Annotated in this window: 21 protein-coding genes; 10 read left to right on the top strand and 11 right to left on the bottom strand. The window is 39.0% G+C overall.

Annotation, left to right across the window (positions count from 1 at the left end; genetic code table 11):
* Nucleotides 1-27 precede the first annotated feature (27 nt).
* The 4 genes from kdpC to kdpF are packed head-to-tail and all read right to left on the bottom strand — an operon-like array spanning nucleotide 28 to nucleotide 4,421.
* Complete coding sequence (gene kdpC, locus GZH82_RS13165; RefSeq protein ID WP_162682850.1) at nucleotides 28-588, bottom strand: potassium-transporting ATPase subunit KdpC; 561 nt, start codon at nucleotides 586-588, stop codon at nucleotides 28-30.
* 10 nt (nucleotides 589-598) lie between these two features.
* Nucleotides 599-2,623 (bottom strand): potassium-transporting ATPase subunit KdpB, encoded by a 2,025-nt coding sequence (gene kdpB, locus GZH82_RS13160; RefSeq protein ID WP_162682849.1) that lies wholly within the window; start codon nucleotides 2,621-2,623, stop codon nucleotides 599-601.
* Nucleotides 2,624-2,638: 15 nt separating this feature from the next.
* A complete protein-coding gene (kdpA, locus tag GZH82_RS13155) occupies nucleotides 2,639-4,315 on the bottom strand; it encodes a potassium-transporting ATPase subunit KdpA (RefSeq protein WP_162682848.1) in 1,677 nt (558 codons plus the stop codon).
* A gap of 25 nt (nucleotides 4,316-4,340) precedes the next feature.
* Entirely contained in the window at nucleotides 4,341-4,421 is an 81-nt protein-coding gene (kdpF, locus tag GZH82_RS14655) for a K(+)-transporting ATPase subunit F (protein WP_064485063.1), read from the bottom strand.
* 167 nt (nucleotides 4,422-4,588) lie between these two features.
* Between kdpF and GZH82_RS13145 the strand changes: the two genes are divergently transcribed.
* Together GZH82_RS13145 and GZH82_RS13140 are read left to right on the top strand one after the other, a co-directional pair.
* On the top strand, nucleotides 4,589-7,213 hold the full coding sequence (locus tag GZH82_RS13145) for a sensor histidine kinase (RefSeq protein WP_162682847.1): 2,625 nt from the start codon (nucleotides 4,589-4,591) through the stop codon (nucleotides 7,211-7,213).
* Between the two features lie 13 nt (nucleotides 7,214-7,226).
* Nucleotides 7,227-7,916 carry a response regulator transcription factor gene (locus tag GZH82_RS13140; protein WP_162682846.1) on the top strand — a complete coding sequence of 230 codons (690 nt, stop codon included), beginning with the start codon at nucleotides 7,227-7,229 and terminating at the stop codon, nucleotides 7,914-7,916.
* Nucleotides 7,917-7,985: 69 nt separating this feature from the next.
* Here GZH82_RS13140 and GZH82_RS13135 read toward each other — a convergent pair whose 3' ends face one another.
* Nucleotides 7,986-8,174 (bottom strand): hypothetical protein, encoded by a 189-nt coding sequence (locus tag GZH82_RS13135; protein WP_162682845.1) that lies wholly within the window; start codon nucleotides 8,172-8,174, stop codon nucleotides 7,986-7,988.
* Nucleotides 8,175-8,357: 183 nt separating this feature from the next.
* Between GZH82_RS13135 and GZH82_RS13130 the strand changes: the two genes are divergently transcribed.
* Nucleotides 8,358-9,686 (top strand): sodium-dependent transporter, encoded by a 1,329-nt coding sequence (locus GZH82_RS13130; RefSeq protein ID WP_162682844.1) that lies wholly within the window; start codon nucleotides 8,358-8,360, stop codon nucleotides 9,684-9,686.
* A 159-nt stretch (nucleotides 9,687-9,845) separates the two neighbouring features.
* Here GZH82_RS13130 and GZH82_RS13125 read toward each other — a convergent pair whose 3' ends face one another.
* On the bottom strand, nucleotides 9,846-11,171 hold the full coding sequence (locus GZH82_RS13125) for a carboxylesterase family protein (protein WP_162682843.1): 1,326 nt from the start codon (nucleotides 11,169-11,171) through the stop codon (nucleotides 9,846-9,848).
* 282 nt (nucleotides 11,172-11,453) lie between these two features.
* On the opposite strand from GZH82_RS13125, the gene GZH82_RS13120 reads away from it, so the two are divergent.
* The 6 genes from GZH82_RS13120 (at nucleotide 11,454) to GZH82_RS13095 (ending at nucleotide 18,430) form a co-directional block, all read left to right on the top strand.
* Nucleotides 11,454-12,359 (top strand): PLP-dependent cysteine synthase family protein, encoded by a 906-nt coding sequence (locus GZH82_RS13120; protein WP_162683074.1) that lies wholly within the window; start codon nucleotides 11,454-11,456, stop codon nucleotides 12,357-12,359.
* Entirely contained in the window at nucleotides 12,352-13,494 is a 1,143-nt protein-coding gene (locus GZH82_RS13115; RefSeq protein ID WP_162682842.1) for a bifunctional cystathionine gamma-lyase/homocysteine desulfhydrase, read from the top strand. Before GZH82_RS13120 ends, GZH82_RS13115 begins: the two co-directional genes overlap by 8 nt.
* A gap of 189 nt (nucleotides 13,495-13,683) precedes the next feature.
* Nucleotides 13,684-15,249, top strand: a complete 1,566-nt coding sequence (locus GZH82_RS13110) for a type I restriction-modification system subunit M (protein ID WP_162682841.1) — start codon at nucleotides 13,684-13,686, stop codon at nucleotides 15,247-15,249.
* Nucleotides 15,233-16,417 carry a restriction endonuclease subunit S gene (locus GZH82_RS13105; protein WP_162682840.1) on the top strand — a complete coding sequence of 395 codons (1,185 nt, stop codon included), beginning with the start codon at nucleotides 15,233-15,235 and terminating at the stop codon, nucleotides 16,415-16,417. Before GZH82_RS13110 ends, GZH82_RS13105 begins: the two co-directional genes overlap by 17 nt.
* 351 nt (nucleotides 16,418-16,768) lie before the next feature.
* The gene (locus GZH82_RS13100; protein WP_238989582.1) at nucleotides 16,769-17,050 is read left to right on the top strand and encodes a hypothetical protein; all 282 of its coding nucleotides are present in this window, start codon (nucleotides 16,769-16,771) and stop codon (nucleotides 17,048-17,050) included.
* 351 nt (nucleotides 17,051-17,401) lie between these two features.
* Entirely contained in the window at nucleotides 17,402-18,430 is a 1,029-nt protein-coding gene (locus tag GZH82_RS13095) for a LysM peptidoglycan-binding domain-containing protein (RefSeq protein ID WP_162682839.1), read from the top strand.
* A 319-nt stretch (nucleotides 18,431-18,749) separates the two neighbouring features.
* Here GZH82_RS13095 and GZH82_RS13085 read toward each other — a convergent pair whose 3' ends face one another.
* Nucleotides 18,750-19,016, bottom strand: a complete 267-nt coding sequence (locus GZH82_RS13085; RefSeq protein ID WP_203232817.1) for a hypothetical protein — start codon at nucleotides 19,014-19,016, stop codon at nucleotides 18,750-18,752.
* A gap of 308 nt (nucleotides 19,017-19,324) precedes the next feature.
* On the opposite strand from GZH82_RS13085, the gene isaB reads away from it, so the two are divergent.
* Nucleotides 19,325-19,840, top strand: coding sequence for an immunodominant staphylococcal antigen IsaB family protein (gene isaB / locus GZH82_RS13080; protein WP_162682837.1), 516 nt, complete (start codon nucleotides 19,325-19,327; stop codon nucleotides 19,838-19,840).
* A gap of 645 nt (nucleotides 19,841-20,485) precedes the next feature.
* Here isaB and GZH82_RS13075 read toward each other — a convergent pair.
* The 4 genes from GZH82_RS13075 to gltC are packed head-to-tail and all read right to left on the bottom strand — an operon-like array spanning nucleotide 20,486 to nucleotide 25,566.
* Nucleotides 20,486-22,747 (bottom strand): ATP-binding cassette domain-containing protein, encoded by a 2,262-nt coding sequence (locus GZH82_RS13075; protein WP_162682836.1) that lies wholly within the window; start codon nucleotides 22,745-22,747, stop codon nucleotides 20,486-20,488.
* A 48-nt stretch (nucleotides 22,748-22,795) separates the two neighbouring features.
* Complete coding sequence (locus GZH82_RS13070) at nucleotides 22,796-23,569, bottom strand: YibE/F family protein (RefSeq protein ID WP_162682835.1); 774 nt, start codon at nucleotides 23,567-23,569, stop codon at nucleotides 22,796-22,798.
* Nucleotides 23,566-24,675, bottom strand: a complete 1,110-nt coding sequence (locus tag GZH82_RS13065) for a YibE/F family protein (protein ID WP_162682834.1) — start codon at nucleotides 24,673-24,675, stop codon at nucleotides 23,566-23,568. Before GZH82_RS13065 ends, GZH82_RS13070 begins: the two co-directional genes overlap by 4 nt.
* 12 nt (nucleotides 24,676-24,687) lie before the next feature.
* Nucleotides 24,688-25,566, bottom strand: coding sequence for a glutamate biosynthesis transcriptional regulator GltC (gltC, locus tag GZH82_RS13060; protein WP_162682833.1), 879 nt, complete (start codon nucleotides 25,564-25,566; stop codon nucleotides 24,688-24,690).
* Between the last annotated feature and the right edge of the window lie 34 nt (nucleotides 25,567-25,600).

Here is a 25,600-nt window from a genome sequence, read left to right as displayed (position 1 = left end):
AATTCTATCTACATAAGCACCTCAAATCTAATGACCTGACATCCGATCTAAGGCAAGATTTAACGCCAACACATTAACATAATCATCATACAAACTACCATGATGGGCTTGGTTAGAAATGAGTTGATTAATTTGTTCTGTTGATAGGTTTCTGCGTTGTGCAATGCGTGCGACTTGTTGTTTCGCGTTGTCTACAGTAATATCCGGGTCTAAACCTGAACCGGATTCTGTAACGGCATCAATAGGTGTATGTCCGTTTGTTTGTTTTAAAGCTTCCACTCTCTTTTGAAGTTCAGGATGCCCGTTAGAATAGTTATGACTACCAGAAGCGACACCGTTTTCTTTTATCATGGTTGAATCCATATTATATTTTACAGCACTCACACGGCCATGAAAGTATTGGGGTTCATCCCACTGTTGACCAATCAACTTGGAACCGACGACGTGATCATTCTGTGTCACAAGGCTACCGTTCGCTTGATGATGAAACAACGTCTGTCCGACTGCAGTGACAGCCAGCGGAAAGATGAGACCGCATAAAATCATTGTCATCACAACGAGTCCTATACTACTTCTTATCGCTTTCATATTCATCCTCCTATATCCACCATTGAATCAAAAGATCGATTAATTTAATGCCAATAAAGGGTACAATCATACCGCCGAGACCATATACCAACATATTTTTCATCAATATCGTTTCAGTCGATGCCCCTTTAATGCGCACCCCTTTCATCGCAATAGGAATCAACAATGCGATAATGAGTGCGTTAAATATTAAAGCTGAAACAATGGCAGATTCAGGGGAATGTAACTGCATAATATTTAAACGACTCATTTCAGGTATCGTGACCATCATCATGGCAGGTAAAATGGCAAAATATTTGGCAATATCATTCGCAATACTGAATGTTGTCAATGCCCCTCTCGTCATGAGCAACTGTTTACCGATTTTGACGACTTCCATTAATTTCGTTGGATTGGAATCTAAATCAATTAAGTTTGCGGCTTCTTTTGCGCTTAATGTCCCTGAGTTCATCGCAAGGCCGACGTTTGCTTGTGCCAATGCAGGTGCGTCATTTGTTCCATCTCCTGTCATTGCAACGATATGCCCTTTTTCCTGTTCTTCTTTAATGACTTTTATTTTATCTTCTGGTCTACACTCTGCTATAAAACGATCTACACCCGCTTCTTTCGCAATAGTAGCTGCTGTCAATTCATTATCACCTGTGCACATCACTGTCTCGATACCCATTTGACGTAACTCTTGAAAACGTTCCACCAATCCTTCTTTAATAACGTCTTTTAAATAAATTACACCTAAAATCGTTTGGTCCTCAACAACAATTAAAGGCGTACCCCCTTTACTCGATACTTCAGTCACAAGCGTTTCAATATTAGAAGGCACAACGCCACCTTTTTGTTTAATATATTTAATCATACTATTCGGCGCACCTTTAAAAACGGCATGGTTTCCTCTGATGATGCCACTCATACGCGTTTCTGCTTTAAAAGGTTGATAGTCTCCTTTAACTTCATTCGGTAACTGAACAGAGGAAGCTTGCGCCAAAGTTACAATACTTTTGCCTTCAGGTGTATCATCATAAACTGAAGTTTCATAAGCTGCGATGAGCAATCTGTCATACCATTCTTCACGAACGGGCATCAGTGATTCTGCTAAACGATTACCATAAGTAATTGTGCCAGTTTTGTCTAAAATTAATACATCTACATCCCCACATGTTTCTACAGAACGCCCACTTTTAGCTAATATATTAAATTGTGTAACACGGTCCATTCCTGCAATACCAATGGCTGAAAGCAAGCCCCCAATTGTTGTAGGGATCAAGCACACTGTCAACGCAATCAATGTTGCAATAGGCACATTGAGCTTTAAATATTGTGCAATAGGATAAAACGTTAAAATAACAACTAAAAAGATAATCGTTAATGTAATGAGTAAAGTGAAGAGCGCAATCTCATTCGGTGTTTTTTTACGTTGTGCACCTTCGACTAAGGCAATCATTTTATCTAAAAACGTAGATCCTTCTTCACTATCCACTTCAATAATGAGCCAATCCGATGTCACTGTTGTCCCACCGATAACACCTGAGAAATCTCCACCCGACTCTTTAATAACCGGTGCAGATTCACCTGTAATAGCAGATTCGTCAACCGTTGCAATCCCTTCAATAATTGTGCCATCTGATGGAATTGTTTCTCCAGCATTAACCAAAATACGATCACCACGTTTTAATGCCGATGCATCAATGGTTTCGTGTTCTTCATCATTAATTATACGACGTGCAGTCATGTTTGATTTCGTTTCACGCAGACTATTTGCCTGTGCTTTACCTCGTCCTTCAGCAATCGATTCTGAAAAGTTAGAAAACAGAATAGTCAATAATAAAATCACAAAAATCGTAAATAAATAAAGCCGCGACATCGCATCATCTGTAAAAATTTGCGGGACAATCGTCATAATCAAAGTTAAAACCATCCCTACCTCTACAACAAACATGATTGGATTTTTGATGAGATATGCAGGGTTTAATTTAATAAAACTCTCTTTGATGGCTTGTTTGACAATCGCGCCATTCAAAACATGAGATGATTGATTCATTCAATATATCCTCCTTTATTTCAACGATAAAAACTCTCCAATAGGTCCAAGTAATAATACGGGTAAAAATGTCAAACCACTCAATAAAATAATGAAAATAGTGAGCGATACACCGAAGAAAGGTTTGTCAATAGCAACAGTTTGATCATCTTTTTGATATGCTTTTTTATTCACTAAACTTGAAGCAATCATAATTTGTAAAATGATGGGAACATAACGTGCAATCAACATGACCATACCGGTTGAGACATTCCAGAACGTCGAATCGTCTGCGAGTCCTTCAAACCCAGAACCATTATTGGCCGACGACGATGTCATTTCGTAAAGTGCTTGTGAAATACCATGAAATGAAGGATTTGTTATCGCATCACTCGCGCCCGGAATAATAAATGCGCATGCAGTCGCAACTAAAATCAATATCGGATGAATTAAAAATGTTAATGCAATCAGCTTCATTTCCCGTCCTTCTATTTTCATTCCTAAATAGTTTGGTGTTTTCCCAACCATCAAACTACAAATAAATACTGTCAATAAAACGAAAATCAACATATTCATTAATCCAACACCTTCACCACCAAAAATGGCGTTAAGCATCATTAACACTATAGGTACAAAACCTCCAAGCGGTGTCAGCGCATCATGCATATTATTGACTGTACCTGTTGTAAATGCTGTTGTGATGGTCGTGAAAAGTGCTGAAAGCCCAGGACCAAATCTGACTTCTTTGCCTTCCATATTCGGTCCGACCACACCTAAATGCGATAACACAACGTTACCTTTGTACTCTGAAATAATGGCAATTGCGAAGAAAACTAAGAAAAATAACAGCATTGTTCCAAATATGACATAAGCGTGCGCATGAATTTGTTTACCACTTTTGGTCAACATTCTTCCAAATAAAAAGACAAGCGCACCAGGAATCAACATCATACTCAACATTTCAATATAGTTCGACCATACAGTCGGATTTTCAAATGGTGTTGATGAGTTGGCGCCTAAAAAGCCTCCCCCATTTGTACCGATATGTTTAATGGACTCTAATGAAGCGATAGGTCCATATGCAATTTGTTGAATTTTTCCTGTTATTGTATGAATCGTCAAATTGCCTTTTAAAGTTTGTGGTGTCCCTTGACTCACCAAAAATACACTGACAATAAATGACAGTGGTATTAAAACACGAACAATAAATCGCACCATATCTTGATAAAAGTTGCCAATAATATCTGTCATTCCTGTTAAACGACGCAACATCGCAATACAAACCGCGTAACCTGAAGCGCTAGACGTAAACATCAAATAAGTGATGACCATCATTTGTGTTAAATAGGTCAGGCCAGATTCCCCAGCGTAATGTTGCAGGTTGGTATTCGTTAAGAACGACACTGCTGTGTTAAATGCCAACGACACGGATTGATTTAAATTATGGTTGGGATTTAAAAAGAGCCATTGTTGAATGAGCAACAGTACGAACGTCAACGCGCCCATCAGTCCATTAAACAATAGAAAATGTTTCAGGTAAGTCTTACCCGACATGTGCTCTAACTGCGTCCCTAAAACTTTATAAATGCCTTTTTCAACACCTAAAAACACTTTATCTGCGGGTGTAGGCGTTAATAATGCCACACTGTATAAATACCGACTTAATAAAAATGCACATATAAAAAAGATGATTAAAAAGATAACGACTTCCATGTTTTCCCTCCATCAATAGCTGAATTTAAAACTTTTCACTGTAAATTAAGGCATAGACTAAATAGCCGATTAATACGATGACGATCAAACCTAATATGCTAATCATCTCTGGACCTCCTCCTTATTGCAGAAATTATTATATAAAAATTTCTATAAGGGGATTATTAATATTTGCATCGTTTTATTAAGAAGTTATTAAGATAAATAAAAACGTATTTTTTTATAGAAAATGTAAGATTTGAAGTTTATGATGAGTGAGAAGAGGTGAAAAATATGGCGCGTAATCCAACGATAAAAAGAGGCTCATTAACGATATATCTTGGTTATTCACCAGGTGTAGGTAAAACTTATGAAATGTTATCCAATGCTATCGATGCTTACCATGAAGGCGAGGATATTAAAATTGGTTATATCGAGCCGCATCAACGTAAAGAAACCCAAGCGCTTGCTGAACAATTGCCGACCATTCAAACGAAATCTAAAAATCACGGCAGTCATACATTCCAATATTTAGATGTCGATCAAATTATTGAGGACGACCCAGATATTGTCCTAATAGATGAATTAGCGCATACCAATATTTCAAAAGAGCGACATGAAAAAAGATACATGGATATTGAAGAAATTCTTTGCCATGGGATTGATGTTCATACAACATTAAATATTCAGCACATCGAAAGTTTGAGTGAACAAGTGGCGTTACTGACGGGAGTCAAAATTAAAGAGCGTGTCCCTGATCAATTCATTATGTCGAGTGATGCGATAGAGGTCATTGATATTTCACCTAAACAACTCATTAATCGACTTAAAGCTGGGAAAGTGTATAAAAAAGAACGCCTTGATACGGCATTCACTCATTTTTTCACTTATGAGAACCTTTCAGAATTACGAGAATTAACACTACGAACCGCCGCAGATATTATGAGTCAAAAAGAACATCTCTATAAGAAAAGCATTGATATTACGCCCCATGTCGCTGTAGCAATTAGTGGGAGTATAAGTAACGAAACCGTGATTCGAGAAGCCCGTCGTATTGCCAATCGTGAACACGCACAATTTACAGCTGTTTATATTGATGTTTTTGATCATGAAGGCAAACACTATTCCAACGAAAATCAAGTCCACCAAAATTTAATGCTTGCACAATCGTTAGGTGCAACTGTAAAAGTGATATATGATAATCAAATTGCATCGGGTCTTGATGATTGGTGTAAATCTCAGAAAGTGACCAAGCTTGTGATTGGCCAACACATACGCGACAAATGGAATGAAATATTCAAACGTCCTTTGATTGACCAGTTACTTGACTTAAAACATCATTATAAAATTGAAATTGTACCGATTAAGCATATTCAAATGAAAGCCAAGCACGAACGACACAATCAAAAGATTGAACAAAAACGTTGGACTGTTGATATTTTTAAAATGATCACCATTCAAACTATTTGTGTCCTTTTGGGGTTGTGGGTTTATAGCGCAGATAAAGGCGAACAAGACACCATCATTCTCCTATTATTTTTATTAGGTATTATCGTTTTAAGTATGTGGACACAATCGTACCTCATCGGTTTTTTGGCGGCGATTTTAAACGTATTTGTCTTTAATTTCTTTTTTACTGTACCAAGATTTACTTTCGAAGTTTATCGTTTTGATTATCCTATCACATTCACTATTAGTATTATTGTCAGCATCGTCACGAGTGGCTTATTAAAGCAAATTAAACATCAATATATTGTCACGAAACATCAACTGTATCGTACAGATATCCTGTTGCAATTTAATGATTCAATCAAACAAACGTATACGATTCCTGATTTATTGGTTAATGCAAGACATCAAATACAGCATCTGTTAAACCAAAATGTAACGATTTACTTAGTTGAAGATGAGAAAATTTCAAAAACGATTCCAATTCAAAGTCCACATGCCGATTATTCTCGACATCAACAAGCATTGAGTTGGATTATCAAAAATCAAAAACGCGCTGGCGCTACTACGGACACTTTTCCGGGTATTCAATACTTATTGATACCGATAGGAACCAATCCTGTAAAAGCCATCGTGTCGATACATTTTTCTGACGTGCAAGTGATTGATTCTTATGATAATTCTATTTTAGAGTCTATGCTTAATGAAATTTCACTTGCAGTAGAAAACTTGAGTTTACTTCGTCAAACACGTGAATCGATGTTACGTGCTGAGCGTGAGGTGACTCGCTCTAATTTCTTACGTTCGATTTCACATGATATTCGAACACCTTTAACATCGATTATTGGTAATTTAGATGTGTTATTACTCTACGGCAAAGAGATGCCTCATCCAGAACAACATCAGTTGATTTCACGTTCATTTGACGAAGCTCAATATTTACACATGCTCGTTTCCAATATTCTATCGCTCACCAAACTTGAGCATTCAAATATGAAATTAAACCGCCAGCTCTACCTCATTGAAGAATTAGTCGAAGAAATCGAATCAGTATTAGAGCGTAGACGTTTAAACCATCAAGTTAAAGTTACGGCATTTCATGATATTTGTTTTGTAAATATTGATAGCAAGCTCATTTTACAAGCCATCTTTAATTTAATAGAAAATGCTTTAAAACATACGCCTCCTGAAACAAAAATCACTTTAGCTATCAGTAAAAGTGAACAGCAAATTTTGTTTGAGGTCATTGATCAAGGTTTGGGACTATCTGATGAAGAACAACAAACAATTTTCCAACCTTTTCATAAATATCAGCTTTTCAGAGATAACAAAAAAGACAGTATGGGACTCGGCCTTTATCTTGTTCAATCTATCTTAGAAAAACATGACAGTCAGTTAAAATATCGACAAAATGAGCCGCATGGGAGTATATTTTATTTCAACTTACCTTTTGAAAAAGACACAAATTGAGGAGTGAAGTGCCGTGAATATAAAAATATTAGTGGTAGAAGATGATGCGGCGATCACCCATTTGCTCGACGTCTCATTAACCCTTGATTACTATGAAGTCATCACTGCGACAAATGGGAAGGACGCTGATTTTCAAATACGTTCTAAAGCACCAGATATCATTTTGTTAGATTTAGGGTTACCCGATATCGACGGTTTGGAATTGATTAAAATGATACGGCAAACTTTCGATATTCCTATTATTGTGATCAGTGCACGATTGGATGAACAAACGATTGTTGAAGCGTTGGATAACGGTGCGAATGACTACATGACCAAACCGTTTAATGTGGACGAATTACGCGCACGTATTAGAGTGGTGCAACGATTGGAAAATATGCAGAATCAAAAAGAAATTGTGTTTAAAAATGGCCCTTTAGTTGTGTCGTATCAATCTAAAACGGCCCAAATTGATGATCAAATGCTCAATCTGACGCCGCATGAATTTACCTTATTGGAATTGTTGTGCCGTCACGTAGGTAAAGTGCTAACGTATGATACGATACTTAAAGCGATTTATGGTTATGTGAATCAATCAGAAATGCCGAGCTTGCGCGTACATATGACGTCGTTGCGCAACAAATTGAGTCAAGCCCATCCCGAGTCGAAACAACTCATTATTACGCGGCCTCGCATCGGTTATCAAATGCAATATTGGCAATAAAGCTGTTGAAGCATGCCTTTTGAAAAAATTAAAGCTGGGACAACTTAATGCCCCAGCTTTTCAATTTTATTACCGTATTTTACGATTTTGTTGTTTATTAGGTACGACGAAATAAAGGACCGCAAAAACAACTATTGAAATAAACGTCACTGCTGCTGTGATGGTCGGACTTAAACCAAACAGAACCGACGACAAGACACATAGCGTACTCACAATGATGCCAATTAAATAAATACGTTCTTTTAATTTTTGCGACATGACTTCTCACCTCTTTTACAACTTAATCATATCAAAATACAACATCGTTTCAATACTAAACTTTTGATGAAATACTATAAAAAAGTGGTCTTTCATTGTCGATAACCTATGAATGTGTTATATTGCAAGATGACTTAAACGATTCAACGTATTAAAGTGAAGAAAAAGAGAGGATGAACGGTTTTGTCGCAACGGTCACAATGGAAATCGTCAACCGGCTTTATTTTAGCGAGTGTTGGTTCTGCGATTGGTCTAGGCGCGCTATGGAAATTCCCTTACATGGCGGGAATGTTCGGTGGTGGCGCATTTTTATTCATGTTTTTAGTCTTCACGATTTTAGTAGGCCTGCCACTACTCATTATGGAATTTGCGGTCGGTCAACTCGGTCGTACGTATACAACAGAAATATTTGGTCAATTAACAGGGCGCAAATGGTTAAACGGTATCGCTTGGATCGGTAATATAGCGGTTTTTGTATTGTTTAGTTTTTACAGTGTGATCGGCGGTTGGATTATCGTCTATCTCGGTTTTGTCCTTGCGCAACTGTTCCGCATTGTGCCGACACATCTTCACGATTTGCAATTTCAAGACATCATTAGCCAACCGTTCTATGTCGTCACGGGGCAGGCGATTTGTATTGCTTTAACATGTGGTATCGTCATGCGTGGTGTGCAACAAGGGTTGGAAAAAGCGTCAAAATTAATGATGCCATTACTATTAGTCTTTTTAATCATCATCGTAGTGAAAACATTATCGCTTGATGGGGCTATGGAAGGGGTACGGTTCTTATTCCAACCTCGTGTCTCTGAAATCAATATGGCATCGATGTTATTCGCCTTAGGACAGTCCTTTTTTGCGCTATCACTAGGGACGACAGGGATGATGACGTATGCCAGTTACGCTTCAACAGACATGCCGATTAAAACATCAGCAGTGACGATTTTAATGATGAATATTGCGATTGCGATTTTAGCAGGGCTTGCGATTTTTCCAGCATTAGAAACTTTCGGCTATCAAGCGAAAGAAGGACCTGGCTTATTGTTTATCATTTTGCCACTCGTCTTTGAAAAAATGCAGTTCGGTACGTTATTCTATGCGATTTTCTTAGTGCTCTTTTTATTCGCGGCACTCACATCTTCTATTTCACTATTGGAGCTAAACGTGTCGAACTTAACGCGTAACGATAATCGTAAACGTCCAACGATGGCTTTTATTATCAGCTTAGGTGTTTTCATTGTCGGTGTACCTGCTACACTATCATTTGGGCCACTCAGTCATATTCAATTTGGTGCTGGTTCAATTTTTGATAATATGGACTTTGTCTTTTCAAATATTTTATTACCTGTCGGCGCCTTAGGTTCAACACTAGCGATTGGTTATGCGATGAAAAAGGTACGTTTGAAAACAGGTTTTGGTAACGATCCTCTGAAATTGTTTACGATATGGTACATGTTTATTCGATACATTTTACCGGTTGTCATTTTACTCGTTTTGATTTTGCAATTAGTATAACAATCGTTTCATTCATGTTCATTCAATTCAGTTATACGCATTTTTGATGACCGCCATGGGTTTGCTTGACTAGTATGAATACACATAAAAATAAAGAGGAAGTGACTGGGAAAACGCAAATTGTTCCCAAGTCCCTTCCTTTTTATTTTGGACGTCACATTATTCGTAACAGCGGTCGCCATCTAATGCGCTATGTTGGGCGAAATGGCACAAATCATGAATCATGCGTTCGCGTAGTTCGGTCTCACGCACAGTTAATTCCAGGCCATGTGCTTCCAAAATATCGAGACGTCCCATCCAAAAAATCATGTCTAAAATGTGGTACGCCGACGCATAGTTCGGATGATCGCCACGAGCCCAATTGAAAGTCGCTTGCCAAGTCGGAGTCACTGCTGACAATGCTTGATACAGTTGTTGAAACGGCGCTTTGAAATGCCAATTCGTAATAAGGTCACGCTGTTGTTGAGCAGTTTCAATGTCCTCAAGTGGTGGCACAGGCCCTCCTAAACGTTCAAGTACACGTTGAAATTGACGCGGGGCTAATTTTTTTTGTTCATTTTTAATATAAATGTCACCCTCAGCTGTCGTGTGGCCCAATAATACAGGGACATTGACATGGCGATAGTCTGGTTCGATATCGTCTGTGGCAATCGGTTGGTATAACAATTCTAAACCTTTCGATGGACCATACTGCATTTGGTGTCTCGCCATTAACGTTAATATCCCTTGTGCATCAAGTTCATGCCAAGATGTGGACGGATCATACTGTGCTTTTAATGCTGCAAAGGCGTCTGCTTTATCGGATGCGACTTGAGGAGATTCCAAATGTAAAATCCCGCTTAACATAACCGCATTTTTAATCCAAAGCTGCACTGTCGGCATGCGTAACATGGCCGCAACACTCATCGCGCCCGCGGATTGACCCATCAAAGTGAGGTGATTTGGGTCTCCACCAAAATGTGCAATGTTTTCACGCACCCATTGCAATGCACAAATTTGATCTGACAAGCCATTATTCGCATCCCATTCCGGATTGATTGCGGACCAGTCTAAGAAACCAAGTGCCCCTAAGCGGTAATTCAACGTGACGACGATGACAGATTCGCGCTTGACGATTTCATGAGGGTGATACAACGCTTGTGCGCTATGACCATTCACAAAACTCCCCCCATATATGAATACGATGACAGGCAATGGTTGGTGAGATGGTGTTGCAGGACGCCAAATATTTAAAGTGAGACAGTCCTCACTCTGCGGGTAGTCTTGCATGTGTGTATCAAAAAAGGACTCTAGTGAATTCGGTGGCTGAATCGGGACAGATCCAAATGAAGTCGCTTGAAAATCTTCTGGCCACGTTGACAACAGTTGCGCATGTTTAAAACGTAATGCGCCAATAGGTGGCTGCGCATAAGGAATGCCTTTAAATACTTCATAATCGGTATGACGTTCACCGTGAATCGTGCCGTGAGGTGTATGCAGTTTCATTAATCTCTCCCCTTTGCATTATGAAATGAATCTTATGGTTGCTTTCATTATAACGTAAATACGCCTTTCTGGTATGGGAGAGGAATGTATATGAATAAGGTGACAACGGTGTTAATGAGCACATAAAAATTTGATTGCTCATCTACAATTGTATAGCGATATATCGATTGCTTTTTAGATAATTTGTATTTTTATAGTGATTTGCATTGAAACCGACACACATTTATCTTATAATTCATATGTATTAACTAAGAATTAGACGGTTGAAATGAGGGAACAGTGTTGAGAAATTTTGACTTGATTGGCCGGACACCGCTTGTACAACTCGAGCATTACAGTACAGAGCGCGTCCAAATCTTCGCCAAACTGGAGATGCACAATCCAGGGGGCAGTGTGAAAGATCGGTTGGCCAAGTATTTAATCGAGCATGCGATTCAAGAAGGTAAGCTTCAACCTGGGGATCAAATTGTGGAAGCAACGGCAGGCAATACGGGGATTGGATTAGCCATCGTTGCCAACCATTATGACATCACGTGTGTTATTTTTGCGCCACAAGGATTTTCAGAAGAGAAGATTGCCATTATGCGAGCACTCGGCGCTGACATTCGTCGTACACCGCAAGCAGAAGGGATGCTCGGGGCACGACAATGGGCTCAAGCTTATGCTGATGAGACGGGCGCTTATTATACGAATCAGTTTGAAACGCTTGATAATCCTGCTGCGTATCGAGATACATTGGCAGTTGAACTGATTGAGACGCTACCGGATTTAGACTATTTTGTTGCTGGTGCAGGTTCGGGTGGCACATTTGCAGGTGTGGCAGAAGTACTTCAGTCACATAATGTGAAATCGATTGTCGTCGAGCCACCTGGTTCAATTTTAAGTGGTCAAGAAAAGGGGCGTCATGATACAGAAGGCATTGGCGTAGAAGTATGGCCACAATTTTTAAAACAAGAATGGATTGAAGCGGTCGAAGTGGTACCTGACGAGGTCGCTTTTCAACACGTTAAAGACTTGGCACGTTACGAAGGCATATTAGCGGGGAGTTCTTCAGGCGCTGCTTTGGAAGGCGCGATTCGAGCAGCGTCCCGATTAGATCAAGGAAAAGTAGTAGCCATTTTTCCTGATGGTAGTGATCGTTATATGTCGAAAAAGATATTTCAATACGGAGGAGATTTAAATGAATAAAAAAACATTATTGATCCATTGCGGTAATACTACAGATGATTATACAGGTGCTGTGACGACGCCGATCTATCAAACGAGTACGTATGAACAAGATGCGATTGGGGAGTTAAGACAAGGCTTTGAATACTCACGTACAGCTAACCCAACACGTTCATCACTCGAGTCTGTGATTGCTGATTTAGAACATGGGAACTACGGATTCGCATTCGGTTCAGGTATGGCAGCCATCAGTGCAGTCATCATGTTGTTAGACCAAGGTGACCACATCATTGTCGGTTCCGATGTGTATGGTGGCTCATATCGTGCTATGACGCGTGTTTTCACACGTTTCGGTATTGAATTTGACTTTGTAAATACAACAGATGTTCAAAATATTGAAGAAAAAATCAAAGACAACACGAAAATGTTATTTATCGAAACGCCATCAAATCCACTGTTACGCATTACTGATATTCAAGCAGTGAGTGAAATCGGCAAGCAACACAAACTCATTACTGTCGTGGATAACACATTCATGACACCTTACTATCAAACACCATTGTCACTCGGTGCAGATATCGTTGTCCACTCAGCGACGAAATATTTAGGTGGTCATAGTGACGTTGTAGCCGGACTTGTCGCAGTTAAAGATGCGTCACTTGCAGAACGTATCGCATTCGTCCAAAACTCAACGGGCGGCGTATTAGGACCTCAAGACAGCTACTTGCTTATTCGCGGGATGAAAACATTAGCTTTACGTATGGAACAAATCGAACGTAACGCATTAGCTGTTGTCGAAATGTTGAATCAACATGACAAAGTGACGAAAGTGTATCACCCAAGCCAACCATCACATTTAAATTATGACGTGCATCAAGCGCAAGCAGACGGCACAACAGGCATCATCTCATTCGAAGTAGCAGATGTAGAAAAAGCGAAGCTTCTTGTGAAACAAACGAAATATTTCACCTTAGCAGAAAGTTTAGGTGCAGTCGAAAGTTTAATTTCTGTACCAAGCTTAATGACACACGCATCTATTCCGGCTGACATTCGCGCAAAAGAAGGCATTGCGGATGGTTTAATACGACTATCATTGGGTATTGAAGATACAGATGATCTTGTAGAAGATTTAAAACAAGCACTTGATCAATTTTGAACCTCTCATGACTAAAGTCGCGAGTATTCTCGCCTTTTGATAAAATCAATCACATTCGACAGCGTCATGCCATGTCTCGCTTTGAACATGGTATGGCTTTTTTATTATGCGCACCAAATGAAAATGACCATCGTGGGTGCCCAATTTATATTATAATAGGTGGTAAGAGAGTTAAACGGAGGAAAAGCAATGTCAATTACTGAAAAACAGCGCCAACAACAAGCGGAATTACATAAAAAATTGTGGTCTATCGCGAATGACTTAAGAGGGAACATGGATGCGAGCGAGTTCCGTAATTATATTTTAGGGCTCATTTTTTATCGTTTCTTATCGGAAAAAGCAGAAGCAGAAGTCGCTGAAGCCTTATCAGGAGAAACACTGTCATACGAAGAAGCGTGGGCAGATCCAGAATATCGAGAAGACTTAAAAGGTGAATTGTTAGACACAGTCGGCTACTACATCGAACCACAAGATTTGTTTAGCACAATGGTGAAGGAAATTGAAAACCAACGTTTTGATATCGAACATTTAGCGCAAGCCATTCGCAAAGTGGAAACGTCAACACTCGGTCAAGACAGCGAAGAAGACTTTATCGGGCTATTTAGTGATATGGATTTAAGTTCGACACGACTGGGTAATACTGTTAAAGATCGTACAGCATTATTAAGCAAGGTGATGGTGAACTTAGCGGACTTGCCATTTGTACATAGCGACATGGAAATTGACATGTTAGGCGACGCATACGAATATTTAATCGGACGTTTCGCGGCGAGTGCAGGTAAAAAAGCAGGCGAGTTCTATACGCCACAACAAGTATCGAAAATTTTAGCGCAAATCGTCACGTTAGGAAAAGAGAAGTTACGCAACGTATATGACCCCACATGTGGATCAGGTTCCTTACTGCTTCGTGTCGGTAAAGAAACGCAAGTGTACCGTTATAATGGACAAGAACGTAACAACACAACGTACAACTTAGCACGCATGAACATGTTGTTGCATGACGTCCGTTATGAAAACTTTGACATTCAAAACGACGATACACTCGAAAATCCAGCCTTTTTAGGTGAGAAATTCGATGCCGTGGTAGCCAATCCACCATACAGTGCGAAATGGTCAGCCGACAGTAAATTCAATGACGATGATCGTTTCAGTGGTTACGGCAAACTCGCACCGAAATCAAAAGCGGACTTTGCTTTTATCCAACATATGGTGCACTATTTAGATGACGAAGGAACAATGGCAGTCGTATTACCACATGGGGTGTTATTCCGTGGTGCAGCAGAGGGTGTCATTCGACAATATCTTATTGAAGAGAAAAATTACTTAGACGCGGTTATTGGCTTACCGGCAAATATTTTCTACGGCACAAGCATTCCGACGTGTATTTTAGTGTTCAAAAAATGTCGTAAATCAGACCAAGACGTGTTATTCATCGATGCATCTAACGCATTCGAAAAAGGTAAAAACCAAAACCACTTAAACGACGAACACGTTGAAAAAATTATCAACACATACAAAAACAGAGCAACCATCGATAAATACAGCTATGCCGCAACATTACAAGAAATTGAAGACAACGACTACAACCTCAATATTCCACGCTACGTCGATACATTCGAGGAAGAAGCATCAATTGACCTCGACCAAATTCAACAAGACATCGTGAATATCGACAATGAAATCGCGCAAGTCGAACAAGACATCGAGCGCTATTTGAAAGAATTAGGAGTGTTGAAACATGACTCATCCAAATAAAAATGTGCCGGAGTTAAGATTTCCTGAGTTTAGTGACGAGTGGGAAGAGAGAAAAATAAGTGATTTTTTAACAGAAAGCATGATTGAAGGAAACAAAGGAAATGATGCTAAAAAATTGACAGTAAAATTATGGGGAAAAGGTGTAATTCCTAAAAAGAAAGTTCATAAAGGTAGTAGTAATACCCAATACTATTTAAGAAAAAAAGGACAATTAATGTATGGTAAGTTGGATTTCTTGAATTGTGCATTTGGTATCGTGCCTCCTCACTTAGATGGATATGAAAGCACTATTGATTCTCCTGCTTTTGATTTTATAAATGGTGACCCTAGATTTGTTTTAGAAAGAATAATGCAAAAATCTTTTTATAAAAAGTATGGTGAAAAAGCAAATGGTAGCCGAAAAGCTAAAAGGATAAATCAAAAAGACTTTCTGGAGATGCTATTATATAGTCCAGCTATAAAAGAACAACAAAGAATTGGTGACTTCTTCAGTAAACTCGACCGTCAAATCGAATTAGAAGAACAAAAATTAGCATTGTTAGAAGAGCAGAAAAAAGGCTATATGCAAAAGATTTTCTCACAAGAACTTCGATTTAAAGATGATAATGGGGAAAATTATCCAGAGTGGGAAGAAAATTTATTTAGAGATTTCACTACTACATTTAGTGGTGGGACACCAAAATCAACGAATAAATCCTTTTATAATGGGAGTATTCCCTTTATACGCTCTGGAGAAATTCAAGGTTCGAAAACAGAACTTCAAATTAATGAAGATGCGATTTCTAATTCTTCTGCTAAATTAGTTAACAAAGGTGATTTACTATATGCTTTGTATGGAGCAACCAGTGGAGAAGTTGCTATTAGTAAAATAACTGGGGCTATAAATCAAGCAATTTTATGTATTAAAACAGAAGAATCAAAATCATTTTTGTTGTATTATCTTAAATACCAAAAAGAAAATATTATCAATACTTATATTCAAGGAGGACAAGGTAACTTATCTGCAAGTATTATTAAAAATCTGAGTATAAAGATGCCTATTTACAAAGAACAACAAAAGATAGGTGATTTCTTCAGTAAACTGGATCATCAAATTGAATTGCAAGCACAAAAAATTAACCTCTTCAATCAACGCAAACAAGGCTTACTCCAAAAGATGTTTGTGTGAAGTTTAAAGATAGCAACGAATCTGAGATATATTGTCTTAGGTTCGTTTTTTATGTCGTCATCCGTTTTAACGCGAAAGATTGTCGTCGTTTCGAATAGTGATGAGGGCAATCAAAACCACAAACCACAGGGAGAGGACAAGTTAAACAAAATACTGTGTCAATAGCATCAAAAATTTTTATGCCCTATCTCCATGCGCGCTCTTATTAATTCATTTTTATAAGCATGAAACTAAAATATCAAATAATAATCATATGAAAATGTTATAATTTTGATATGTTGTCGGATTGGTTCCTAGGTTTATATATGATGGAAGGTTGTGTGGACGATTTTTCAATAGGAGGCGTGATGAATGAATATGATTAGAGTCATACATATCGTAAATGTTTTGAATTATTTATTTTTAATTGTAGGTGGACTTATCTGTGGGCTATCGATGTTGGCTCTTGGTGACTTGTTATTATATTTTGAGGCAACGTCATTAGCTGCTGGCATATTTTCACTGTGGCATCTGAACTCAGACGATGCAAAGTTAAGAAAAGTGGGCTTAATTTGGTTTATCGTCAATATGCTTAATATATTCGTTTTGACGCCTTTGATCATTTTTGTATTATTTTTCGGATTAGGATTTTAACGACTGAAATATCATCTTGTAATGTTGAGTGTAATGGTGAAATAGGTCGTATCAATCTTTATTATTATGCATAAGTTTCCTTCTATAAATGATATTGATGTGCTCATATATCTCGTAATTATGAAAGATAAATAAAAGAAATATGAGAGAAAAATGACTTTCGGAATAATATGATAGCTATTATTTTAATTCTCAAATAAGCATGAGTAAATATATATCCTTTCTGAACACCGTCATGACGGTTTTTGTAATCATAATGTTATATAACAGACATATTTCTACATGATAATCAGTGTATAATATAAAACTGTATAAGAATAATATCTTCTATACTTATAAGGAGGGAAACGAATGCGTAAAAAGTTCATAGCAGCATTATTAGGAACAACAGCTGCCGCTACAGCATTAACAGCACATGCAGATGCTTCAACAACATACCGCGTTAAAGCTGGTGATTCACTTTGGTCTATTGCGACAAAACATAACATCACAATAGCGCAACTTAAACAACGTAATGGACTAACATCTAACTTAATCTTTCCAAACCAAGTGTTGAATATATCTGGTGGAAGCAGTACAACACGCTCAACGACACAAAGATCAAGTCATAGCAGTGCATCATCAACTGTATATACGGTACGTTACGGGGACACTTTATCAGGCATTGCAGCTCGATATGGAACAACGTATCAAAACATTATGAAATGGAACGGCTTGAACAACTTCTTAATTTTACCGGGGCAAAAGTTAAATGTAAGTGGTCCGTCAACAACGTCAAGCCGCAAAACAAATAGTACAACAACGAAGAGAACAACGAACACGTCTTCAAGAAATGCGAGTTACTACACAGTACAAGCTGGGGATTCATTGTCGTTGATCGCATCTAAATATGGCACGACATATCGACACATTATGGATTTGAATGGATTGACATCGTTCTTAATTTTCCCAGGACAACAATTAAAGGTGAGTGGTAGTGCAGCAGCGAAGACATCAACAACGACTTCACGTCCGTCAACAACGCCAAGCTATAACACACCTACATTTAGTCATCAAAACCTATACGATTGGGGACAATGTACATGGTATGTCTTCAATAAACGTAAAGAAATCGGTCTGCCTATTAGCACATATTGGTGGAATGCGAATGCATGGGATGATAATGCGGCGCGTGATGGTTACTTAATCGACCATCGACCAACAGTGGGGTCAATTTTACAGTCTGACTTAGGTTACTATGGACACGTTTCTTATGTAGAACGTATTAACCCAAATGGTAGTATTTTAGTATCAGAAATGAACTTTACTGCAGCACCAGGTATTTTGACATACCGTACAGTTCCAGCGCATCTGGTAAGTTCATTTAAATATATTCATTAATCGAAAAAGCGTGAGTATGCATAGGTATGTATTGCTCACGTTTTATTGTCCAATCCTGATGAAATTGAAGGCATTTCGTTTCGTTACTTTCACGCTTTTGTATTAGGCAGGATGTGGTCGTTAATGCGCACATGGGTTTTGGATGAAGCCCGTTTGCCGATAGATGCGCAAATCGAAAATATATATAAGCTCATGTATGAAGGACCGTGGCGAATGGTTGATCGTGCTTATTGTACATAAAAAAGGCGTCGAACAGAAATCGCAATGTAACGTTGGATTTCATGTTCACGCCTTTATTTGTTGTATGACAATGTTTGTATTAGCTGCGTGTACGAATCGCTTGAATTTTTTGAATGCCACGCCATACTTGACGGCTTGCTGAGAAGAAAGACCATGCTTTTGTGAATTTGCTTTTCGCGCCAAGTGATAAATAGAAACTTAATACGACATCCACTAAACCAAGTCCAACTGAAATATAACTTAACTTACGGTTTTTTGAGCGATAAATATAAGAATTGTAAAAGTCTACAACTAATGTTGCACCTGTTAAAGCAGTTGAAAGCACACTTAATGATTTTTTAGCCATCATACTTCCCCCAATGAATTAGTTTATTGATACTTATTATAACATTAGTTCTGGGGCAAAACGCAACATATGCATTATCGTTAAAACATTGTAGATACGTCTTTTAGGTACAGCGTTGTAGTAAAATTTCAGTCCAATGACCGAAACCCTTTTGGATGAAAATGTTATCTTAATTTGTTATTATTCGAGTAAGGAACAATATGATACATAAGTTATTATAAAGTGGAAATTTAATTCGACAATTACAAATAACATAGATTCCTAAGTTTTTAGAACAGTATCGAGAGAAAGAAAGAGGAGTGGTACACATGAATCAAGTTACAAAAATTGCAGTGGCGACAACTTTATCATTAGGCACATTATTAGGGACTACAGCTGGGTCAAGTGCAATCCATGCAGACGTACATGCCGCAACAGAACAGCAAACACCTTATTACACATATAATGGCTTATTTAACTTCAAAGGGAATAAAGCTTTAGAGGACAAAAACTTTTACCGCGCATTACAACACGACAACTTTAAATATGAAGGTTTAAAAGTCGGTCAGTCTACATTCGCTGACGTTAAAAAAGCAGTAGGAAACGACGTGAAAAAATATTATGAAGAAAAAGGTGTCACTTACTACGAGAAAAATGACGTCATTTTCGGTATTAATAGCGAAGGCAAATTAGTCAACTTGACATTATTGATTGAAAAAATTAATCATAGTGACAAATCTGTGCGCGCTCATGTGAAACAAGGCAAAATTTATGACACAAAAACAACATATGTCGCATTTTACTCTGGTAACTCAATTGTGATTAAAGCAAAAGAGCGTCGTTAAGATTGAGGTGCACTTCGCCCATACAACGCAAAATTTAAAATAAACTCCGAGACTTTTTCGTGAATAGTAGACGAAAGCCTCGGAGTTTTTGATGTGCTGGGATGGAGATGAGAAATAAAAATTTTGATGCTATTGATACAGTATTTTCTTTAACTTGCCCTTTTCCTAGGTTTTGTACTTTTGATTGCCATCATGGCTTCGCTTTCCCAGGGGACTTGCCTCAACTCAATTTGGCTTGATTAAAGTGTACACGAGGTGGATGGCAAATTGGATTTTGGGAGCAGTACAGAAATTTCATGTGCAACAAAGATTTCGTAGTACTGCCCCCGCAAGGCTGACTAGGCTTCTCAAAAGCACAAGCATTGAGAAGTCAGACAGCTACTGCGTTAAACAGTAGCCACTATCAAATTTAAAAGATATTATTTTGTTTTCAACTTTATCCCTCGGGAGTCTCGGCCTTCTGGACAATCACACATCAAATGCAGTAACTTAAGGCAAGTTTTTGAAATTAAGAAAACCAATAGCATCAATTTTTATGTCCTATTCATCCTTATTTTCGATTGTTTTCTATTCATTGATGGATAGGCCATGGAAGATAGAGGCAGAGAAAACTTAATGTCTCAGCCCCGCTGTGATATATACCACTTATTCCGACAAACTGCCAAATAAATGGGGTGCGGTGCGTGATTCGGCGACGTCTTTTAGGCCAGCAGGTGGTCCGCTATAAAGGATGCGCCCACCTTGATTTCCCGCACCAGGTCCGATGTCAATGAGCCAATCTGCCTGTGTCATCATTGTGATATTATGTTCGATTAAGATGACGGTATGACCTTCTTTAATGAGTTGACTAAAGCGCGCCTGTAAAATCGGAATATCATCTTCATGTAAACCTGTTGTCGGTTCATCGAAAATAAATATTTTTTCTGTTACAGGCTCAATCATGTAGCGTGTCAGTTTGAGCCGTTGAATTTCTCCGCCAGATAAGGTGTCGAGTGACTGGCCGAGTGTCATATAACCGAGTCCTGTGGATTGCAAGGCACTTAACGTTTGAGCGATGGTGTCATGCGTTTGGAAAAGTGACTGGCCTTCTTCAACGGTGAGCGCTAACACGTCCGCGATAGAATAACCGTCGACTTTTGCGGCTAACACTTCTGGACGATAACGGGTACCACCACACACCTCGCATACTTGAGAGAAATCTGGCATGAAGGCAAGTTCAGTTTTGAGCACGCCTTTCCCGTTACAATTTGGACAAGCCCCATCTGAGTTATAACTGAACATACTTTTTTTCAGCCCTGTTGCTTTACTGAAAAATTCACGAACGTCATCGAAAATACCCGTGTACGTTAATAAATTCGACCGGTTGGAAGTGTGCACGCCTTTTTGATCAATGAGTATCGCATCTTCATGTTTCGCAACCCCCCCTTTAATTAAAGAACTTTTCCCTGAACCTGCGACACCTGTCACGACCGTTTGCGCATTTTTCGGAATAGCGACAGAGACATCTTGTAAGTTGTTGTGTTGCAGATGTTCTAAGTGTAACCATGCTTGATCGTTACGGATGGCTGACTGTTTTAAATGATGTTGACGCGTCAATGCGCGAGCTGTATCGGTATCGGACTGTTTCAGTTGTTCATAACTGCCTTCAAATGTTATCTGACCGCCATGTTTCCCTGCGCCAGGTCCGATGTCAATCACGTGATCCGCAATTTTGATGACGTCGGGATCATGTTCAACGATAATAACGGTATTGCCTTTGTCACGGATATTGAGCATGATTTCATTAATTTTTTCAATATCTGCTGGATGTAAGCCGACGCTCGGTTCGTCGATAATGTACACGAGGTCGGTTAATGGACTGTTCAAGTGACGAATAAGCTTGATCCGTTGTGACTCCCCGCCAGAAAGGGTCGTTGTTTCACGGGCGAGCGTTAAATAGTTCAGCCCAATATCATTCAAAGCTTGGAGTTGGGCTTTCAATGGTTCGATAATATAAGTCGCTTTGTCGCTGTCGATCTGCTCTAAAAAGGGGAGCGTTTCTTCAATCGTCAGTGCTGTGAAATCGGCAATGTTCAGGCCATGAATTTTACAGCTGAGTACTTTTTGATTTAAGCGTTGTCCGTGACAGACTGGACACGTTTGCTTGGTGACCACGCGTTCGACGTCCTTTAAAAAGCGTTTCTTCTCAAAGTTATCGTTAATTAAAAATGAGCGACGAAAACGGTGAATTAACCCTTCAAATTTTGCAGTTCTAGGCCATTCTGCAGGTGGATTTTTCAAACGTGTCGGCTCGGTATAAAGAAACGTATCGAGCTCTTCTTTTGTATAGTCTTTGAGCTTTTTATCATTATCAAACAAGCCTGAATAGCGATACCGTTTTCCGCGCCAACTATCCGGCTTAAATGACGGGAAGCGAATGGCATCTTCATTTAAAGACTTGTCGAAATCGAGCAGTTCGTTCAAGTCGATATCCTCAACATAACCGAGCCCTTGACAATGTTCACACATCCCATTCGGATTATTGAACGAAAAGACGTCTGAATAACCGACGAAAGGTGTGCCAATACGCGACCACAATAGCCGGACGGACGCATAAATATCTGAAATGGTACCGACAGTCGAGCGCGAATTGCCACCGAGTCTTTTTTGATTGATGACCATCGCTACGGGCAAGTTTTCTATATGGTCAACATCCGGTTTTTCATATTGCGTCAATTGGTGCTGAATATAACTCGAATAGGTTTCGTTCAAAAGTCGTTCGGATTCAGCGGCAATCGTATTAAAAACGAGGGAAGACTTTCCAGATCCTGAACGTCCAGTCACGACCGTCAATTGATGTTTCGGAATGGAGACATCAATATTTTTTAAATTGTTTTGACGTGCGCCATGAATATGAATAGCTGTCATATAAATTCACCTCGTTCACATTGTACCCTTTTTCACTCGGCTTGAAGCTCAGTCCAGATGAAAAGGGAGTTGATGACGATGTTTCGCAAGCCAAGCCGTTATTATAGCCGTAATCGGAATACAGACTGCAATGGCAATCCCACCTAAAGCAATCGTAATGACTTCTTGTGCAAATAATTTGGCGTTGAGCATATGGCCGAAACTGTAATGCAAGTTGAAAAACCAAAAGACAATTGTCATCGAACCCCCAATTAATGCGAGATAAATCGTGTTCGCGGACGTCGCTAAAATTTCTCGACCGACGCGCATCCCTGAATGAAACAATTCGCGTTCGGATAATGAGGGGTTCGTCTCGTGTAACTCGAATACAGGTGAGCTAATCGTAATCGCTAAGTCAATCACTGCTGCAATGACGGCGAGTAGAACAGTGAAAATCATAAACTGCTCCATATCAATCCCAATATTTAATGAAAAGATATAAGTTTCGTCTTGTTCTTCTTGGGTGAAACCTTGCAGATGTCCCCAATGCACAGATAGGTAAACGGCGATAATCATTAATAATGTCGTGACCATACTCGCGATAAATGCAGCTAAAGTCTTTGTATTAAAGCGATTGAGTAAAAACAGGTTGATCATCGAAACAATAATACAAAAAATGAATGTGACAACATAAATAGGTGCGCCAAAAACAATGGCGAGTACTGTAATAAACAAAATGATAAAGTTTAAAAATAATGTTAAAAATGAAACGAGTCCTGTTTTACCGCCAAATATGAACATCAGTATGAAAAGAATCAAACCGAGTATGACAATGGCATTCATCGTGCTGCACCTCCTCGTAGGCTTAACCACAAACGCATGAGAAAAATGGTCAGTGGGATAGTTAAGACGATGCCAATCCCGCCTGTAATTGCCCGGGAAAGTTCTAATGACCAATTCATGCTCATGCTGTAAGTGAGTGTGTTGCCATTTTTTAAATAAAGTAAGAGCATCGGTAAACTTCCTGCAAGATATGAGAATAATAAAATGTTCGTCATCGTCCCCATAATGTCGCGACCGATGTTATGACCTGCTAGCACCCACCGTTGCATTGAAATATGTGGCGAGCGCTGCAACACTTCATACATGCCACTTGAAATCGTAATGGCGACATCCATCACTGCACCAAGTGTCCCGACCATGACGGAAGTAAGGAATACGGTTCTAGGTTGAATCGTGAGAAAGCTCATTGTTTCATATTTAATCCCGTGCCCGTGTGTTAAACCGATGACACTCCATGCGATAAAAATACAAATGAACGTGCCGAGTAATGTGCTGACAATGGTCACAATCGTACGCATCGACCAACCAATGACGAGCCAAAGTGTTAAAATAGTCGCAATAATGATTGCGAGACTCATTAATAAAAATAGATTCAGTTGCGGATACGCGTGATACAAACTAATGGCCGACAAAATGGCAAGCGCGTTAATGACGAGTGATAGGATGGATTGAAGTCCAATCCGTTGTCCGACAATGAGTAATGCGATAAAGAACGCGCTGATGACTGTAACGAGTACGGTATCGCGTTTTTTCTCAATAATATATGTATCTTTTTGGTTTTTCCCTTTGTGCAGTAGAACTTTATCACCAGGTTGATACGCTTGTTCTTCAGCTTTCGAAGCGTTATATCGGTGTTCAACATGAAGGGTGTCGCCTTGTTGTTTCGTATTTAACAATGTGACTTGTAACACGTCTTTATATTTCACATCTTGATTATGTTGTTCATCCACTGATTTTTCTTGGTGATGACTTTCAATTTTCGTCACTTCACCGAGCGGGATATGATAAAACGAACTATTCAAACGTGTGAATACAATCGCACAAATCGCTACGATGATACTCACCACGATGACGATGGTGTTTGTTTTTTTCGAAAGTTGCTTCATAAATCATTCTCCTTAATGATAAACCGAACGTTGTTGTATATGTGTCATAATGATTTGGATCACTTCATCACGTAATGGTTTTTGTAAATCTCGTCGATAAATGAGACGTAACGTTTTTTTGAAATCTGTATGTGACAATGAAATCTTTTTCCATTGTTGATTTTGACTATATAAGTTGACGTACGTTGGTGCAAGTACGAAGCCTTTTTGATTGCGTAAAATAAAGCGTCCGAATTGTTCTTGATTCAAGACGCGTACAGGCTTGTCGGCATGCGTCATCAAATACGTTTTGAAGTCTGTAGGTATCGGTTCGAGTAAGTATAACGGTTGTTTCAATATATGAGATAACGGTGGGTTCGGCACGTTCATCATTGGCGCGTGTAAGTCTCCATATAAGACGTACGTTTCTTCCAATAGAGGTACCACTTCAAATGTAGGATCAGTTGTTGTGGCAGTCGTCAGTGCAAAATCAATTTCTTGTGCTTGCAACGCTTGTAATGTCTCGTGTTCATCTAACAATGTAGGAATGAGTGACAAGGATAGCTCATTTTCAATTGTCTGTAACACTTGCGGTAAGATTTGTCCAATCGAGCCATCCACATAACCGATAGTGAACACGCTCTGCTGCTGTTGTACTTGAGTTTGAAACTGCGACAAGGTGAGATCGACTTGCTCGAGAATTTGTTGCGCATATTCAAGCAACTGTTTGCCTTCTGCGGTTAAAAATACGTTGCGGCCACGTCGATAAAACAATGATGTTTCGAGTTCGTTTTCTAAATTATGGATATGACGGCTTATTGCAGATTGTGCGACATTCAATTCGAGTGCAGCTTCAGAAATATGTTCACGTTTTGCGACTTCGACAAAGTATTTGAGTTGTTTCAATTCCATACCATTCCACCTCTTTCTATTTATATTATCTCAA

This window comes from Staphylococcus sp. MI 10-1553, from assembly GCF_010365305.1.
Lineage (GTDB): Bacteria > Bacillota > Bacilli > Staphylococcales > Staphylococcaceae > Staphylococcus.
This window is presented reverse-complemented; position numbering and strand designations above follow the sequence as displayed.